The organism is Sphingobium nicotianae, from assembly GCF_018603885.1.
GTDB lineage: Bacteria > Pseudomonadota > Alphaproteobacteria > Sphingomonadales > Sphingomonadaceae > Sphingobium > Sphingobium nicotianae.
On record NZ_JAHGAW010000004.1, the window covers coordinates 302285 to 317114 of the forward strand.

At 64.2% G+C, this 14830-nt stretch carries 14 protein-coding genes; 9 read left to right on the forward strand and 5 right to left on the reverse strand.

Features of this window, described 5'->3' with window-relative positions; all coding sequences use genetic code 11:
* Window positions 1-3: 3 nt before the first annotated feature.
* The 5 genes from KK488_RS07895 (at window position 4) to KK488_RS07915 (ending at window position 4917) form a co-directional block, all read left to right on the forward strand.
* Window positions 4-654 carry a hypothetical protein gene (locus tag KK488_RS07895; protein ID WP_214622597.1) on the forward strand — a complete coding sequence of 217 codons (651 nt, stop codon included), beginning with the start codon at window positions 4-6 and terminating at the stop codon, window positions 652-654.
* A gap of 78 nt (window positions 655-732) precedes the next feature.
* Window positions 733-2226, forward strand: coding sequence for a phage tail protein (locus KK488_RS07900; protein WP_490166839.1), 1494 nt, complete (start codon window positions 733-735; stop codon window positions 2224-2226).
* Between the two features lie 36 nt (window positions 2227-2262).
* On the forward strand, window positions 2263-2760 hold the full coding sequence (locus KK488_RS07905; protein WP_214622599.1) for a DUF2793 domain-containing protein: 498 nt from the start codon (window positions 2263-2265) through the stop codon (window positions 2758-2760).
* Between the two features lie 181 nt (window positions 2761-2941).
* A complete protein-coding gene (locus KK488_RS07910) occupies window positions 2942-4003 on the forward strand; it encodes an OmpA family protein (protein WP_214622600.1) in 1062 nt (353 codons plus the stop codon).
* Window positions 4004-4182: 179 nt separating this feature from the next.
* Window positions 4183-4917, forward strand: a complete 735-nt coding sequence (locus KK488_RS07915) for a Bax inhibitor-1/YccA family protein (RefSeq protein WP_214622601.1) — start codon at window positions 4183-4185, stop codon at window positions 4915-4917.
* Between the two features lie 80 nt (window positions 4918-4997).
* Here the strand turns inward: KK488_RS07915 and KK488_RS07920 are convergent, their stop codons facing one another.
* The 4 genes from KK488_RS07920 to KK488_RS07935 form a co-directional block, all read right to left on the reverse strand.
* On the reverse strand, window positions 4998-5627 hold the full coding sequence (locus KK488_RS07920) for a glutathione S-transferase family protein (protein ID WP_214622602.1): 630 nt from the start codon (window positions 5625-5627) through the stop codon (window positions 4998-5000).
* A 68-nt stretch (window positions 5628-5695) separates the two neighbouring features.
* On the reverse strand, window positions 5696-6370 hold the full coding sequence (locus KK488_RS07925) for an alpha/beta fold hydrolase (protein WP_214622603.1): 675 nt from the start codon (window positions 6368-6370) through the stop codon (window positions 5696-5698).
* 24 nt (window positions 6371-6394) lie between these two features.
* Window positions 6395-8731 (reverse strand): ATP-dependent Clp protease ATP-binding subunit ClpA, encoded by a 2337-nt coding sequence (gene clpA, locus KK488_RS07930; protein WP_214622604.1) that lies wholly within the window; start codon window positions 8729-8731, stop codon window positions 6395-6397.
* Window positions 8732-8874: 143 nt separating this feature from the next.
* Window positions 8875-9075, reverse strand: coding sequence for a DUF1192 domain-containing protein (locus tag KK488_RS07935; RefSeq protein WP_214622605.1), 201 nt, complete (start codon window positions 9073-9075; stop codon window positions 8875-8877).
* A 129-nt stretch (window positions 9076-9204) separates the two neighbouring features.
* On the opposite strand from KK488_RS07935, the gene KK488_RS07940 reads away from it, so the two are divergent.
* Window positions 9205-10203, forward strand: a complete 999-nt coding sequence (locus KK488_RS07940; RefSeq protein WP_214622606.1) for an NAD(P)H-quinone oxidoreductase — start codon at window positions 9205-9207, stop codon at window positions 10201-10203.
* 105 nt (window positions 10204-10308) lie between these two features.
* Window positions 10309-10893: a nuclear transport factor 2 family protein gene (locus tag KK488_RS07945; protein ID WP_214622607.1), complete on the forward strand. Its 585-nt coding sequence runs from the start codon at window positions 10309-10311 to the stop codon at window positions 10891-10893.
* On the opposite strand, the gene KK488_RS07950 is transcribed toward KK488_RS07945, so the two are convergent.
* On the reverse strand, window positions 10870-12012 hold the full coding sequence (locus KK488_RS07950; protein WP_214622608.1) for a hypothetical protein: 1143 nt from the start codon (window positions 12010-12012) through the stop codon (window positions 10870-10872). The two genes, KK488_RS07945 and KK488_RS07950, sit on opposite strands and share 24 nt — an antisense overlap.
* A 539-nt stretch (window positions 12013-12551) precedes the next feature.
* On the opposite strand from KK488_RS07950, the gene KK488_RS07955 reads away from it, so the two are divergent.
* Together KK488_RS07955 and KK488_RS07960 are read left to right on the forward strand one after the other, a co-directional pair.
* Window positions 12552-13430 (forward strand): transferrin-binding protein-like solute binding protein, encoded by an 879-nt coding sequence (locus KK488_RS07955; RefSeq protein WP_214622609.1) that lies wholly within the window; start codon window positions 12552-12554, stop codon window positions 13428-13430.
* Complete coding sequence (locus KK488_RS07960) at window positions 13427-14764, forward strand: surface lipoprotein assembly modifier (protein WP_214622610.1); 1338 nt, start codon at window positions 13427-13429, stop codon at window positions 14762-14764. The genes KK488_RS07955 and KK488_RS07960 overlap by 4 nt, the downstream gene beginning before the upstream one ends.
* Window positions 14765-14830 lie beyond the last annotated feature (66 nt).

Genomic DNA, 14830 nt, shown 5'->3' on the forward strand with positions numbered 1-14830 from the left:
GACATGGCGACATTGGTACTTACCGCGCTTGACAGCGCGGTTGGCGGCACCATTGGGGGTATCGGTGCGGCCGTCGGCGGCGCGATTGGCGCCCTGGCGGGGCAGTCGGTCGACGCGCTGATCTTTCGTCCGGGTTCGCGTTCCGGACCGAGGCTCAGCGACCTGCATGTGCAGACGTCGCGCTATGGCGCGGGGGTACCGCGTCTTTACGGAACGATCCGTGCCGCCGGCACTGTGATCTGGTCCACCGATTTCCAGGAAAACAGCGCATCGAGCGGCGGCAAGGGCCAGCCGACCATCACGCGTTACAGCTATTCGAGCAGCTTCGCCGTTCTCCTGTCGGCACGATCGATCATCGGGATCGGGCGCATCTGGGCGGACGGCAATCTGTTGCGCGGTGCTGCGGGTGACTTCAAGGCGCCGGTGGGAGCGTTCAGGATATATCCCGGCGGGGAAGATCAAATGATCGATCCGCTGATCGCAGCGGACGTGGGTATCGAAGAGGCGCCGGCCTATCGCGGCTGCGCCTATGCCGTATTCGAGGATCTGCAACTGGCCGACTTCGGGAACCGTATTCCCTCGCTCACATTCGAGGTGATCGGGGATGCTGAGCCGATGGGCGTTGCCGCGATCGTCTCTGATCTGACGGGATAATCAATAGCCTATGTCGGCGATGGAAATGAGCCGGTCTATTCAGGCTTCTCGGCGGATGGTGAGGATCTGCGTCAGGCAATTGCGCCGCTGATGAGCGTGCACGACCTGCAATGGCGTGAAGGAGAAGGGACGCTCGCACTCGCGGCCGGGAAGGTCACCGATCGCGCGCTCGCCTCGTCCCGGGAGGTTCGCGGAATTGACGGTGAAGAACAACAGCCCGGACGGAAACAGCGGACGCCGATCGAAGCCGTGCCGGTTCGCCTGGGCATCCGACATCATGATCCGGCGCGCGATTTCCAGGTTGGGATTCAGACTGCGGAGCGGCCGGGGCCGGGGCGCACCAGTGAGGAGCATGATCTCCCGGCGGTCCTCGGCGCCGATGATGCGCGGCGGTTGGCCGATCGCAAATTGCGGACTGCGCTGAAGCGACGGCATCTTTTGCAACGCGCATGCGATTGCACGGCGCTGGATCTCAAAATTGGCGACGTCGTGACGGTGGGTGACCAGCTGGGGCGTTGGCTGGTCGAGGCCAGCGACTGGGACGACATGGCCGTGCGGTTGCGTCTGCGCGCATTCGAGACCGGGACGCAGCCCGCCGCCCTTGCGGGCGATTCCGGTGCGGCTTTGCTGGAGCGTGACCTGGCGCAGGGCGCGACCAGTGTGGCGGTCGTCGAGCTGCCGCCTGATGGTGTCGCGCTCGCGACGGTGCCCACGGTCTTCTGCGCTGCCACCGGAGCCAACCAGGGATGGCGCCGCGCCGCGCTGTTTCGCTATCGTCCCGAGCTGGAAGTGGCCGAACCGATCGGCCGGACGGCACCCCGTGCGGTGCTGGGCGTTGCCGTTACGATCCTTCCCGGCGGCGCGCCCTGGCGGATCGACCGTCTCGGCATGGTCGAAGTGACCCTCGATAACGAAGCCGATGTGCTTGTTTCGGCGGAGGACTCGCAATTGCTGCAAAGCGCGAATCTCTGCCAGATCGGCGACGAGCTGCTGCAATTCGGTCGTGCCGTGCCTATCGGACCTGGGCGTTATCGTCTCTCGCGCCTGATCCGCGGTTGGCACGGAACGGAATGGGCAAGTACGGATCATGCTATCGATGAGCGTTTCGTGCTGCTGGATGCTGCGCGTCTGGCATCGGTGGAACTGGCCACTGTCGACGTCGGGCGTAGTTTGACGCTCCGCGCGGTGGGGAGTGGGGATGCCGTTCCGGCCGAGGCGTCTCGGCTGATCGACGGGCGCGCGATGCTGCCGCCGACTCCCGTGCATGGGCGCGTCATCATGTTGACCGGAGGCGACATGGCGATCGGCTGGGTGCGGCGCAGCCGGCTCGGCTGGAACTGGCCGGACGGCACCGATGTGCCGCTCGGTGAAGAACTGGAAAGCTATCTCTTGCGTGTGACGGCCAATGGCAGGGTGCTGCGCGAATGGGAGACGGGCACATCCGCCGCGACCTACGCCGCCGCGCAGATCGCGGAGGATGCCGCCGCTGGCGCGCCTTGGCCGCTTCAGCTCGAAATCCGACAGAAAGGCATGTGGGGCGTGAGCCGTCCGCTTTTGCTCGACCTCTTCTGAACCCGCCTCCCTTTCCCAACCAAAAAGGACAGATCCATGGCGCAGACCGATCGACTTGGCTTGCCGCTGCTCGCGGCGGGGCAGGCGCAAAAGGAGGTGACGCATAACGAAGCGCTGATTCTGCTCGACTGCTTGACCCAAGCCGCCGTTGAGAGCGCGGATCTGGCGGCTCCGCCCATGACGCCGTCTCCCGGTCAATGTTGGATTGTCGGAAGTGGCGCTACAGGAGAGTGGGCGGATCGCGACGCCATGCTTGCCGCCTGGACGGCAAGCGGCTGGCTATTCGCGTCGCCGCGGACGGGCTGGCGCGTCTGGGCAATCGATCGCGCAAACGGGGTCCGCTTCAACGGTGCGCACTGGATAGACGAACCGGCCCAAGACGACGGATATTATGTCGATGACGAGCGCGTCGTCGGTGCGCGCCAGGGGGCGATTGTGTCAGTGACCGGTGGTGCCGTTCAGGACAGCGAAGCCCGCGCCGCAATCGCCGCAATCCTCTCCGCGCTGCGCGTGCACGGACTCATCGAAAATTAACTTTAAACCTGCGGCAGACATGTCGCACTTTCGTCCAAAAGCGACGCGGAATAGCGTCAAATATCGTAAAAACTGCTGCATCTCCGCAACTCGGGAACTTTACGAGCTTGAAGTTCGTTACGGCCATCACTAAAGCAGCAACGCAGCATTTTTACGACCTAAACTCTGAAAGGGGAATGATATGCGGAAGCTTGGCATCGCCATAGCGCTCGCTTCGACTGCGATGGCATCGCCGTCGATCGCCAAGGATAAGGCTTGGTATGTTGGAGGCGACATTGGCGCGCTCATTGCAGAAAGCGCTGATTCCACCTACGCCAACGGCGTCACGGCAAAGACCCCGCACAAAACTGGCTACGATGCTGCCGGCTATGTCGGTTACGACTTCGGCATGTTCCGCCTCGAGGCTGAATATTCGCACAAGAAGGCGTCGAACAAGAACAGCTATTACTCGAACCGGTCGACGGATCTTCCCGGCGGCATGGCTCGCGTTGACAGCCTGATGCTGAACGCCCTGCTGGACTTTGGTCCGGACGACGGCCTGCAGGGCTTCGTCGGCGGCGGTGCGGGTGTGGCGCGTTCGAAGATCTCGCTGCCTGACACGCGCGATTCGGACAGCGGCTTCGCCTGGCAGGCGATCGCCGGTATCCGTTATCCGGTCACCGAGAATGTCGATCTGTCGTTGAAGTATCGTTATTTCAACCAGAATAACATCAAGCTGAGGAACACGTCGGGCGTGGGCCTGGAGACTGAGGTCAAGACCCACAGCTTCATGGTTGGCATTGCGTATAACTTCGGTGCTGCGCCGCCGCCGCCGCCGCCTCCCCCGCCTCCGCCTCCGCCTCCGCCGCCTCCCCCGCCGCCTCCGCCTCCGCCGCCTCCGCCGGTGGCACAGTGCGCGCCTGGGCCGTATATCGTGTTCTTCGAGTGGGATAGCGCTGACATCACGCCTGATGCCGCCGCGATCCTCGACAACGCGGTCTCGGCTTATGCGAACTGCGGCAGCGCTGCGGTCATGCTGGCCGGCCACGCGGACAAGTCCGGTTCGCCGAAGTATAACGTCGGTCTCTCGGCTCGCCGTAATACCTCGGTCCGTGGTTACCTGACCTCGCATGGCATTTCGGACGGCGTGATTTCGTCCGAGGCGTTCGGTGAGTCTCGTCCCCGCGTCGAAACGGCCGATGGTGTCCGCGAACTCCAGAACCGTCGTGTGGAAATCACCTACGGTCCGGGTTCGGGCAACTAAGCGGTTCGTCGCGAAAGCGGCAGAAAAATGGAAGGGGCCGGCTTGCCGGCCCCTTTTCATTTGTAATCAAATGTCGCAGCCTATGGACCCCTGTGCCGGATTTTCTTGAATCCTGCCCCCCGACTTATGATATTGGCGTGGCAAGGCCAGCATGACGCCGGCCGCTAGGAGTGAAGAAGATGGCAAACTGGCCGGATCCCCGGACAAGTTCGGCGGGCCTTGGCGGGTCCGCAAGCGCAACCGATGTCGCGTTCGATGCGGGCCTGCGTTCCTATATGCTGTCAATTTATAATTATATGGCGAGCGGCGTGTTGGTCACGGGCATCGTCGCCCTGTTGTTCGCGCAGAGCGGCTTGGCCTATCAGATCCTTGCCGGCCCTGGCCTGCTCAAGTTCGTCATCATGTTCGCGCCGCTGGTCTTCGTGATGGTGCTGAGCTTCGGCATCAACCGCCTGCAGACCAGCACAGCGCAAATGCTCTATTGGGCTTATGCAATCGTGATGGGGCTGTCTCTGGCCTCGATTTTCCTCGTTTATACCGGGGAGTCGATCGCAACGACCTTCTTCGCAACGGCAGCGGCCTTCGCGGGTCTCAGCCTCTACGGATACACGACCAAGCGGGACCTGTCCGCCTTCGGCACCTTCTTCATCATGGGCGTGGTCGGTATCCTGGTCGCGTCGCTGATCAACCTGTTCCTGCAGTCGAGCGCGCTCATGCTGGCGATCAGCATCCTGGGTGTGCTGATCTTCGCGGGGTTGACGGCCTATGACACGCAGGCGCTCAAGAGCCAGTACAGCTATGTGCGCGGAACGGATTTCATGGGCAAGGCCGTGATCATGGGCGCGCTGAAGCTCTATCTGGACTTCGTGAACATGTTCCTGTTTCTGCTGCAGCTGTTCGGCAGACGCAACTGATGCCAATAAGAGCGATCTTGAATGGGGCCTCGGAGGATCATCTTCCGAGGCTCTTTTTTTGCGCCTGCGCCGGCCGGATATCAGCCCGCCGGTGGTTGCATCTTCGCGATCAGCGCATTGTCGATCTGCTTGGCGCGTTGATAGGCTGGCCGTTGCCGCAGACGCTCGACATAAGTCGCGAAGGCTGGTCGGTCCGGCATCGAGCCGAACATCAATCCCCAATCAATCTGTGAGCCGACATAGATGTCGGCGGCGGTGAACCGCGTGCCGCAAATGTAGTCGCGTCCACTGACGGCGCCTTCAAGAACATCCATCGTCAGATCATAGGTGCCGTACCCGAACATCCGCTCGCGTCCCGGCTCGACCGTGAAGCCGGCCGCGCGGTTGGTCACGGATGCCTCGACCGGGCCGGCCGCGAAGAACATCCAGCGATAATAATCGGCGCGCTCGTGCGGACGTGGCGCCAGGCCGGCCGCCGGAAAAGCGTCGGCAAGATAGGCACAGATGGCGGCGCATTCCGTCACGACCTTGCCCTCATGGACGATCGCCGGCACTTTCCCCATCGGATTGATCGCCAGATAATCCGGCGCCTTCATCTTCTCCGCATAATCGAGAATATGCGTCTCGTAGGGCTCGCCGACTTCTTCCAGCATCCAGCGGATGGTCTGCCCGCGCGACATCGGGTTGGTGTAGAAAACTATGTTGGACATAGGCACCTCCTGCTGTGGAACATAGCAGGAACATTCTGGACGCGCGAGTCCCTATCGCGATGTGCGTGTCATGACGACGTCTGCGCAAAACGGCCGTGCGTCAGAAAATGGCGGATCTGTCGGTGTGCGGTGGCATGATAAGGCAACATTCCGTGGGATAGCGGCAGCACGATATGGTCCGCTGCTTCGGGCAGTCGGGTCGACGCGACGCTGACCTTGCCATCGCTTGGTCGCGGCAACAGGCGGGCTGCAGCGATCGGCAGGATCGGCCGATCGCCCGCGATGATGCCGAGCGAATAGTCGATCGGCCCGAACAGGCCATCGACGGCCGCCGGCCGACGCGTCACCAACGCTCCTGCCGCCTGACCCAGAATGGGGCGCAACAGGCCATGCTGATTCAGAAAATCGGCGATCTCGCTGCCGCCATTGGGCGTGCCGAGCATCACGACACGACCGAGCGCCTTGGGTCTCTGTCGATGGATTAGCGCGCGTGCGACCAGACCACCCATTGAATGCGCAACGATGTGCAGGGGAGGCGCCCCAGGCCGATCATAGTCTGCAATACGTGGCCGCAGAAATTCGCAAATCTCATGGAGCGATCGCCCCCAGCTGTCATAACCCAGCTCAACAGGGCGATAGCCCGCCCGGCGCAACATGCGTCCGAGCGGGCGATTCATCACGCTGAAGCCTGCAAAACCGTGCAACAGCAACACGACCGGCTGGTCTGGCTTCATGTCCGCCATCGGCCGTGTGCTGCGTCGGTCAGGTCAACCCTTCGGCGCGCTAGCCTTCGATTTCCTGCCGCCGCCGGCCGCCTTGGGCGCTGCGATGGCCTTGCCGCGCTTCGGCGCGGCAGGCGTGATCTCGAAGGTGAGCGTGTCGTCCTTGAGATGGACATGCACCTCGCCGCCATTGACGAGCTTGCCGAACAGCAGCTCCTCGGCGAGCGGCTGCTTGATCTTCTCCTGGATGAGCCGGCCCATCGGGCGGGCGCCATAGAGCTTGTCATAGCCGCGCGCCGTCAGCCAGTCGCGCGCATCATCGTCGAGCGTGATGTGGACATCGCGGTCGGCGAGCTGCAGCTCGAGCTGGATGATGAACTTGTCGACCACGCGGGCGACGACCTCCGTCGGCAGATAACCGAACGGCACGATCGCATCGAGGCGGTTGCGGAACTCCGGCGTAAAGAGCGACTTGACCGCTTCCTCCTGGACGTCCTCGCGGCCGATATTGCCGAAGCCGATCGACTCCTTGACCATGTCGGACGCGCCGGCATTGGTCGTCATGATCAGGATGACGTTGCGGAAGTCGACGGTCTTGCCGTGGTGATCGGTGAGGCGGCCATTGTCCATCACCTGCAGCAGGATGTTGAACAGGTCCGGATGGGCCTTCTCGATCTCGTCGAGCAGCAGCACGCAGTGCGGGTTCTGGTCGATCGCGTCGGTCAGCAGACCACCCTGATCATAGCCGACATAGCCCGGAGGCGCGCCGATCAGGCGACTGACCGAGTGGCGCTCCATATATTCCGACATATCGAAGCGCTGCAGCGGGATGCCGAGCAGGGTCGCCAGCTGGCGCGCCACCTCGGTCTTGCCGACGCCGGTCGGGCCGGAGAAGAGATAATTGCCGATCGGCTTGTCCGGATCGCGCAGGCCGGCGCGCGACAGCTTGATCGCGGAGCTGAGCACCTCGATCGCCTTGTCTTGGCCGAAGACGACGCGCTTGAGATCGGTCTGGAGCGTCTCCAGCACGGTCTTGTCGTCGCTTGACACGGTCTTGGCCGGGATGCGCGCCATGGTCGCGATGACTGACTCGATTTCCTTCGGCGTGATCATCTTTTTGCGCTTGGAGGGCACCACGAGCATCTGCATCGCACCGACCTCGTCGATCACGTCGATCGCCTTGTCCGGCAGCTTGCGATCGTTGATGTAGCGCGACGAGAGCTCGACCGCCGCCTTGATCGCATCGGGCGTGTACTTGACGTGGTGATGATCCTCGAAGGCCGAGCGCAGGCCCATCAGGATCTTGATCGTGTCCTCGACCGTCGGCTCGTTCACGTCGATCTTCTGGAAGCGCCGCAGCAGCGCGCGGTCCTTCTCGAAGTGGTTGCGGAACTCCTTGTAGGTGGTCGAGCCGATGCAGCGGATCGTCCCGCCCGAGAGGGCCGGCTTCAGCAGGTTCGATGCGTCCATCGCGCCGCCCGAGGTGGCGCCGGCGCCGATCACTGTGTGGATCTCGTCGATGAAGAGCACCGCGTGCGGCATCTTCTCCAGCTCGTTGACGACCGCCTTCAGCCGCTCCTCGAAATCGCCGCGATAGCGCGTACCGGCGAGCAGCGCGCCCATGTCGAGCGAGTAGATCACCGCTTCCTTGAGCACGTCGGGCACTTCGCCGTTGACTATCTTGCGGGCAAGGCCCTCGGCGATGGCGGTCTTGCCGACGCCCGGATCGCCTACATAGAGCGGATTGTTCTTGGAGCGGCGGCACAGGATCTGGATCGTGCGGTCGACCTCGGCGGTGCGGCCGATCAGCGGATCGACCTTACCCTCCTTGGCCTTCTCGTTGAGGTTGACGGTGAACTGGTCGAGCGCGCCGTCCTTCTTCTTGGCGTCCGGCTTCTTCTCTTCCTCGGCGGGTGCGGCCTTGGGCGTCTCGGCGGCACTGGCGCCCTTGCCGACGCCATGGCTCAGATAGCTCACCGCATCGAGCCGGCTCATGTCCTGCTGCTGCAGGAAATAGACGGCATAGCTCTCGCGCTCGGAGAAGAGGGCGACGAGCACGTTGGCGCCGGTGACTTCCTCCTTGCCGGAGGACTGGACGTGCAGGATCGCGCGCTGGACGACGCGCTGGAAGCCGCTGGTGGGAGAGGGATCGACGCTGCCGGTGACCTTGAGGCTCTCCAGCTCGGTGTCGAGATAATGGGTGACGGTGTCGCCAAGCTCGCCGAGCTCGACGCCGCAGGCCTGCATCACCTTGGCGGCATGCTCATCGTCGATGAGCGCCAGCAGCAGATGCTCGAGCGTCGCATATTCGTGATTGCGCTCGGTGGCATGCGCCAGCGCATTGTGCAGCGTGGTTTCCAGGGCGGGGGCGAAGGATGGCATATTATCTTACTCCTGCAGGCTGAGTGTCAGCCTGCGTCCTGACCAATGTCGGAACCGCCGCAGCCGCCTTCAAGAGCAGCATCCCAACGATCCATCTGCCGGTGGCCGATATGCGCCCCAAGGCGATCCTGCCCCCACTCTCCTCATTTCTTGAATAGCGCCTCTGCGCTTGCCTTGTGGTTAACGGACGCTTCCCGTTTCGCGCGCGTGCGCTCGATCTCCGCAGCGAGCAACGCGATCCGTTCGTCGAGTTCGGCAACGGACAGCCGATCCAGATCCTGGCGCACGAGCTGCGTGATCAGGTCATCGGGCCGCGCCCGGGGTACGGCGTCCTCAAAGTCCATCCCGGCATGGTCGCGCGGCGGCGCGCGCAAGTCAACCGTTGAGAGGCAGGCTGTAATGGGCTGGCGTTTTTCCCAGCGCTGATTAGACAGAGCCTCGACGGGAGCTTGGCCGGGGAGGGCCTTGGAAGAATGGCAGTGCCACAAATGATGCGGGCGGTCGCGATCAGCGCGCCCGGCGGCCCTGAAGTGTTGGTCGAAACCCAGGTCGCGGTGCCGGTGCCTGGACCCGGCGAAGTTCTCATCGAGGTGGCCGCCGCCGGCGTCAATCGTCCGGACGTGTTCCAGCGCAAGGGCGCCTATCCGCCGCCGCCCGGCGCCTCGCCGCTGCCCGGCCTCGAAGTGTCCGGAACGATCGTTGCCGTGGGAGCGGATGTCGATCCGGTCGTCATGGGCCAGCTCGTCTGCTCGCTGGTCGCCGGCGGCGGCTATGCCGAATATGTAATCGCGCCCTACGGCCACTGTCTGCCGGTGCCCGCCGCGCTGTCGATGGAGGAGGCCGCCGCCCTTCCCGAGACGCTGATGACGGTCTGGCACAATCTGTTCGAACGCGCCTTCGTCGTCACCGGTGACAGCGTCCTCATCCATGGCGGCACCAGTGGCATCGCGACGATGGCGATCTCGCTCTGCCGGCTGTTCGGCATCACCACGATCGTCACCTGCGGCAGCGAGGTGAAATGCCAGGCCGCGCGCGACTGGGGCGCGGGCCATGCGATCAATTACAGGGCCGAGGACTTCGTCGAGGCAGTCAAGCGCATCACCGGCGGCACCGGCGTGACCGCCGTGCTGGACATGGTCGGCGGCGACTATATCGCGCGCAATCTCGATTGTCTGGCGGAAGACGGCCGCCACGTCTCGATCGCGGTGCTGGGCGGCGGCAAGGCTGAGATCGCCATCCGCCATCTCATGGTCCGCCGGCTCACCATGACCGGATCGACGCTCCGCCCGCGCAGCACCGGGTTCAAGGCCTTGCTGGTCGAGGAGATATTGCGCAACGTCTGGCCTCACGCCGAAGCGGGGGAGTTGCGACCCGCCATGGACCGCATCTTCCCTCTGGCGCAGGCGTCCGACGCCCATGCGCGCATGGAAGCGGGCGATCATGTCGGCAAGATCGTCCTCAAGGTGCGCTGAACCGGACAATTGCTAAACATGATAAGAATCACGCTGGCAATTTGCTACACATGATAATAATCTGGCTTGGACAACCATCCGGATAATCCGTGTAGGAGACATGCCATGAGTGAAGTCGATCTCGCAGCCCTGGCTGCCGACGTCCGCTATCTGAAAGACCGCACCCAGATCATCGATGCGCTCAACCGCTATACGCGCGGTCTCGACCGCATGGACCGCGAGCTGGCGATGAGTGCCTTCCATCCCGACGCTACGGACGATCGCGACGCGCCCTACGACACGGTCGGCCAGAAGGAGAGGGGCCGCCACCCGTTCGGCCGCGAGGCGCGCATCGACTGGCTGATGGAAGTCCTGAAGCCCTACAAGTACACGGCGCACTACATCACCAATTTCACCATCGATATTCAGGGCGACGAGGCTCACACCGAGACCTACGTCATCACCGCCGTGCTGGAGACCGAGCCGGGCGACTGGTGCGTGCTCGGCGGCGCGCGCTACATCGACCGGCTGGTGCGCTACGAGGATCGCTGGGTGATCATGCACCGCGAGGTGCCGCTGGATTTCAACGTCATCGTCGGCACGCGCCGCTTGCCGCCCGAGACGACCTGGAGCCTGCGCAACCGCGACGACCGCTCTTATGCGCGCCCGCTCACCCTCAAGCCCGAGTCACTGGCGCGCTTCGGCATGTAAGCTGATGCCCGGCCCGCGACGGGCCGGGCTCAATTCCTCGAGGCGGCCGAGCTCGAGCCAGTTGGCTGCGCCGGTCGCCTCGAAGACGGCGCGCAGATGCTTCTTCAGCGCCTCGCCGCTCACGCTGAAATGATCGTGGCAGTCCGCCCGGTGACCGCCCAGCATGGCGAACAGGGCTATCCTGCGCTGCAGCGGGGTCAGCGGCAGGCCGGTCAGATAATGGACGGCGCGCACTTCCGCCGCCACTTCGATGCCCAGCTTGACGAACAGACCGCGAGGGCTGTCGGCGCCCGACGCTTCGATCAGCCGCATTTCCGAGGCTTCCGCGACCAGCCGGCCGTCGGGGACGGGGAGGTGGATCGTCGCACGCCCGGTTTGCGCCACAATCTGCGCCAGCGCGGCGGCGAAGCTCGGCGCGCGATTGATGCGCGTGGTCGAGACGTTCTGGAACAGCAGCTGGCTCGTCGTCAGGATCGCCTCCGCCTGCGCATTGATTGCGAGCAGGCGCTGCCCCGACAGGTCCGTGACGAAATGGCCATAGTCACCGTCCTTGGAGGTCCACCGGGCATGCTGCTTGTGCGCCGCGATGGCGTGCTGCATCAATTGCCGCACAGGTTCGAGCAGATCGGCCTCGGCTCGCGAAAAGGGCTTTTCGCGCGGATTCCACGCCACGAAAAGGGCCCGCCCGCGATTGTCATGATCGACCCTCAGATCGAGCATATGATGGTGCCCGAGCGGCACGCACAGATAGCGGTAGATGTTGCCTTTCCAGAAGGCATCGATCAGCTCCGGTTCCAGGCAGCGACCGATGGCGGGGCCGGTCATGGCCACCAGCCTGACGAAGCTGACCTCTGCCGGCCCTGAGAACAGCGTGTCGAACTGGCTGATGAAGAGGTCCTTGAGCTCCGCGGACGCGCAATCATGATAAAAGCCTTGCGGCAGGCCCATCTCGTCGAGCCAGAACAGCGAGCCCGATGCGGCGCCCAGCAATTGCCGGACGGCCTCGCACAGGGACGAGACGATGGCCTCGATCCCGACGCCGCAATGGCACAGAAGTGCGATATGCTCGATGATTCTGCGTTTGCGAATGGCGCCGCCCGCGCGCGTTTTCCTGCTCAATACCCCACTCCCCATGAGGGCGTATCATTCGGCTCGTCGCAGATATAGAGCTATTTGCCTCCCCCTCGGGGGAGGATAAACAGCCTCCCCCGAGGGGGAATGCCCTCAACTCCATGTGGCAAATATAGAAATGCCGATGATCGGCGTCGTGGGTCGCCTTCAGAATCTGGGTTGGGAGGCAAATCATGACAGTCGTTATTGCTCGGTCCGCGAGGCCGCGTTCTTATTTGTTCACCTCTGCGGGCGTGATCAGCCTCGCACTGATGCTGTCCGGCTGCGGAGAGGGCGGCGTGGGATCAACTCCGACGCCAACACCGACTCCCACGCCGAGCGCGACGCCGACCCCAAGTCCGACGCCCACACCGAGCCCGACGCCGACCCCAAGTCCGACACCTACTCCGACGCCTACGCCAACTCCGAGTCCAACGCCGACGCCAAGTCCAACCCCAAGCCCCACGCCGACGCCAAGTCCGACGCCCACACCCACACCCACACCCACCGCGTCGGTCGGGCCTTTCTCGGCCGCGACCTACGGCTCGGTGACCACCGGCGCCACGGCGACGGCAGGTGTCAATTTCGATACACCGCCGACCTCCGGGACGACGACCTTCCGCCTGTTGCAGAGCTCGCGAAGCTGGACGAGCGGGCCGCCCACCAGCCAGGCCGACGCCACCACCGATGCGGCCGGCGCGACCACCAAGGTGACCTGGGGATCGAGCGGCCCGTCCGCGCTCGTCTTCACAATCGGGAACAGCGCGCTTGGCGTCACCAATCAGGCGCTGCCCCTCGCCACCACCGTCGTCAACGGCAAGGATGTTCGACAGGTCACGCTTGCCGATGGGCGCATTCTGACCGTCTACCTCAATCGGGACATTATCAGCACGACGGCGCAATTCTCCTGGATGGTCTATGGCAATTGGAACATCGCGAGTTCAGGGGGCGCCGTGCTTAACAGCGCAGTCTATGTGGCCGGCTTCGAAACGCCGCTGTCCGGCAAACCGACGAGCGGCACCGCCACGTTCAACGGCTTCCTGGAGGGTGCCGCGCTCGCACCGAACGGCTCCGGGCTTCCGGTGGCCAGCCTTACCGGCACGGTTCAGCTGAACGTCAACTGGACCTCCGGCGCGATCACGGGCGCAGCCTCATCGATCGTCGCCGCGCCGCTTCCGCTCGGATCGCAGGCCAATCAGTCCTGGAACAATCTGTCCTTCTCCGGGACCATTCTGAGCGGGGCCACCAGCTTCAGCGGCACGACGACCGTCTCCAGCAGTCCGGGCAGTCCCTTCTCACTGACCACGGGCGCGACCGGACCGCTCAGCGGCCAGTTCTTCGGCACAACCGCGCAGGAAGTCGGCGCAATCTGGGGCGTGCACGACGGGACGCGCGGCGCCACGGGTTATCTCGTCGCCAAGCAGTGAGGCGGCCGCTCGGGGCAGCCGCGGCGGCTCTTTCGTTTCTCGCTCCCGCCGCTGCCGCAGCAGCGGGGTTCGCCGATCCGCCACCGGCGCCGCCTCCGGGGGCCGCCGACGCGCCGATTCCCATCGACGCGCTGATTGAGGCCCTGCTCGAGGAGCATCGCGCGCAGGAGGCCGATGCCGTTCTCGCCTCGCTGCTTGCAAGCGATCCCCGGAACACGGACCTGCTCTTCCTCTCCGGCATGGTCGCCATGGAACGCGACGATCACCAGCGCGCCATCCGCCTGTTCCGCGCGATCCTGATCGATCATCCCAAGGCCGAGCGCGTGCGGCTGGAGCTGGGCCGCGCCTTCTTCGTCGCGGGAGACTATGGCAACGCCGCCCGCCAGTTCCAGTTCGCCAGCGCCGGCCATCCGCCGCCCGTCGTGCAGGCCAATATCGACAAATATCTCTATGCGATCCGCCAGGCCAAGGCGCTGTCCTACAGCCTGGACCTGTCGCTGGCGCCGGACAGCAATCTCAATGGCGGCTCGTCGTCGCGCGAGGTGACGCTGTACGGGCTTCCCTTCGATCTCTCGGACGAGGCGCAGCGGCACAGCGGCGTCGGCGCGCAACTGGGCGCGACGGGGGAGTGGGCGCCGCATCTCGGCGCGAATAGCCGGCTGCGGTTGGGCGCAAGCCTCCAGCGGCGCGAATATTCGGGATCGCGCTTCGACGACATGACGGCCGCGCTCTATGCCGGCCCGCGCTTCGTCATGCGCCGCTGGGATCTCAGCCTGCTCGCCACCGCCAGCCGGCGCTGGTATGGCGCGCGGCCCTATGACGTCGCGGCGGGTGGCCGCATCACCGCGACCTATTATGTGACGCCGCAGGTCGGCCTCACCACCGATCTGTCGGTGCAGACGGTCCGCTATGATGCGGCGACGCATCTGACCGGCCTGCTGAGCTCGCTCGGCGAAACGATCGTCTACGCCCTGACCCCATCCAGTGGCGTCGTCGGCCGGGCCGGGATCAGCCGCACCCGCGCGCGGGCCGACGCCTATGCCAATTGGAGCGGCTATCTGGCGGCCGGTTACTTCCGCGATCTGCCGGCCGGTTTCTCCGCCTATGTCGAGACCTCGCTCGCCGTCGGCAGCTATGACGCGTCGCTGCCGGCCTTCGGCGCCCGCCGCGTCGATCTTGCGTCCTCGACGATGATCAATCTGCTCAACCGGCATATCGTGCTGTCGCGCTTCACACCGCGGCTGAGCTACAGCTATACCTACCAGCACAGCACGATCCCGCTCTACAGCTTCGATCGTAATCGCGTCGAACTCGGGCTGACCACGACCTTCTGAAAGCGGGGTTAGAAAAGCGGGACATGTCTGCTCGCGGGCATTTCAATCCGCGCTTTCCCGGCCTAG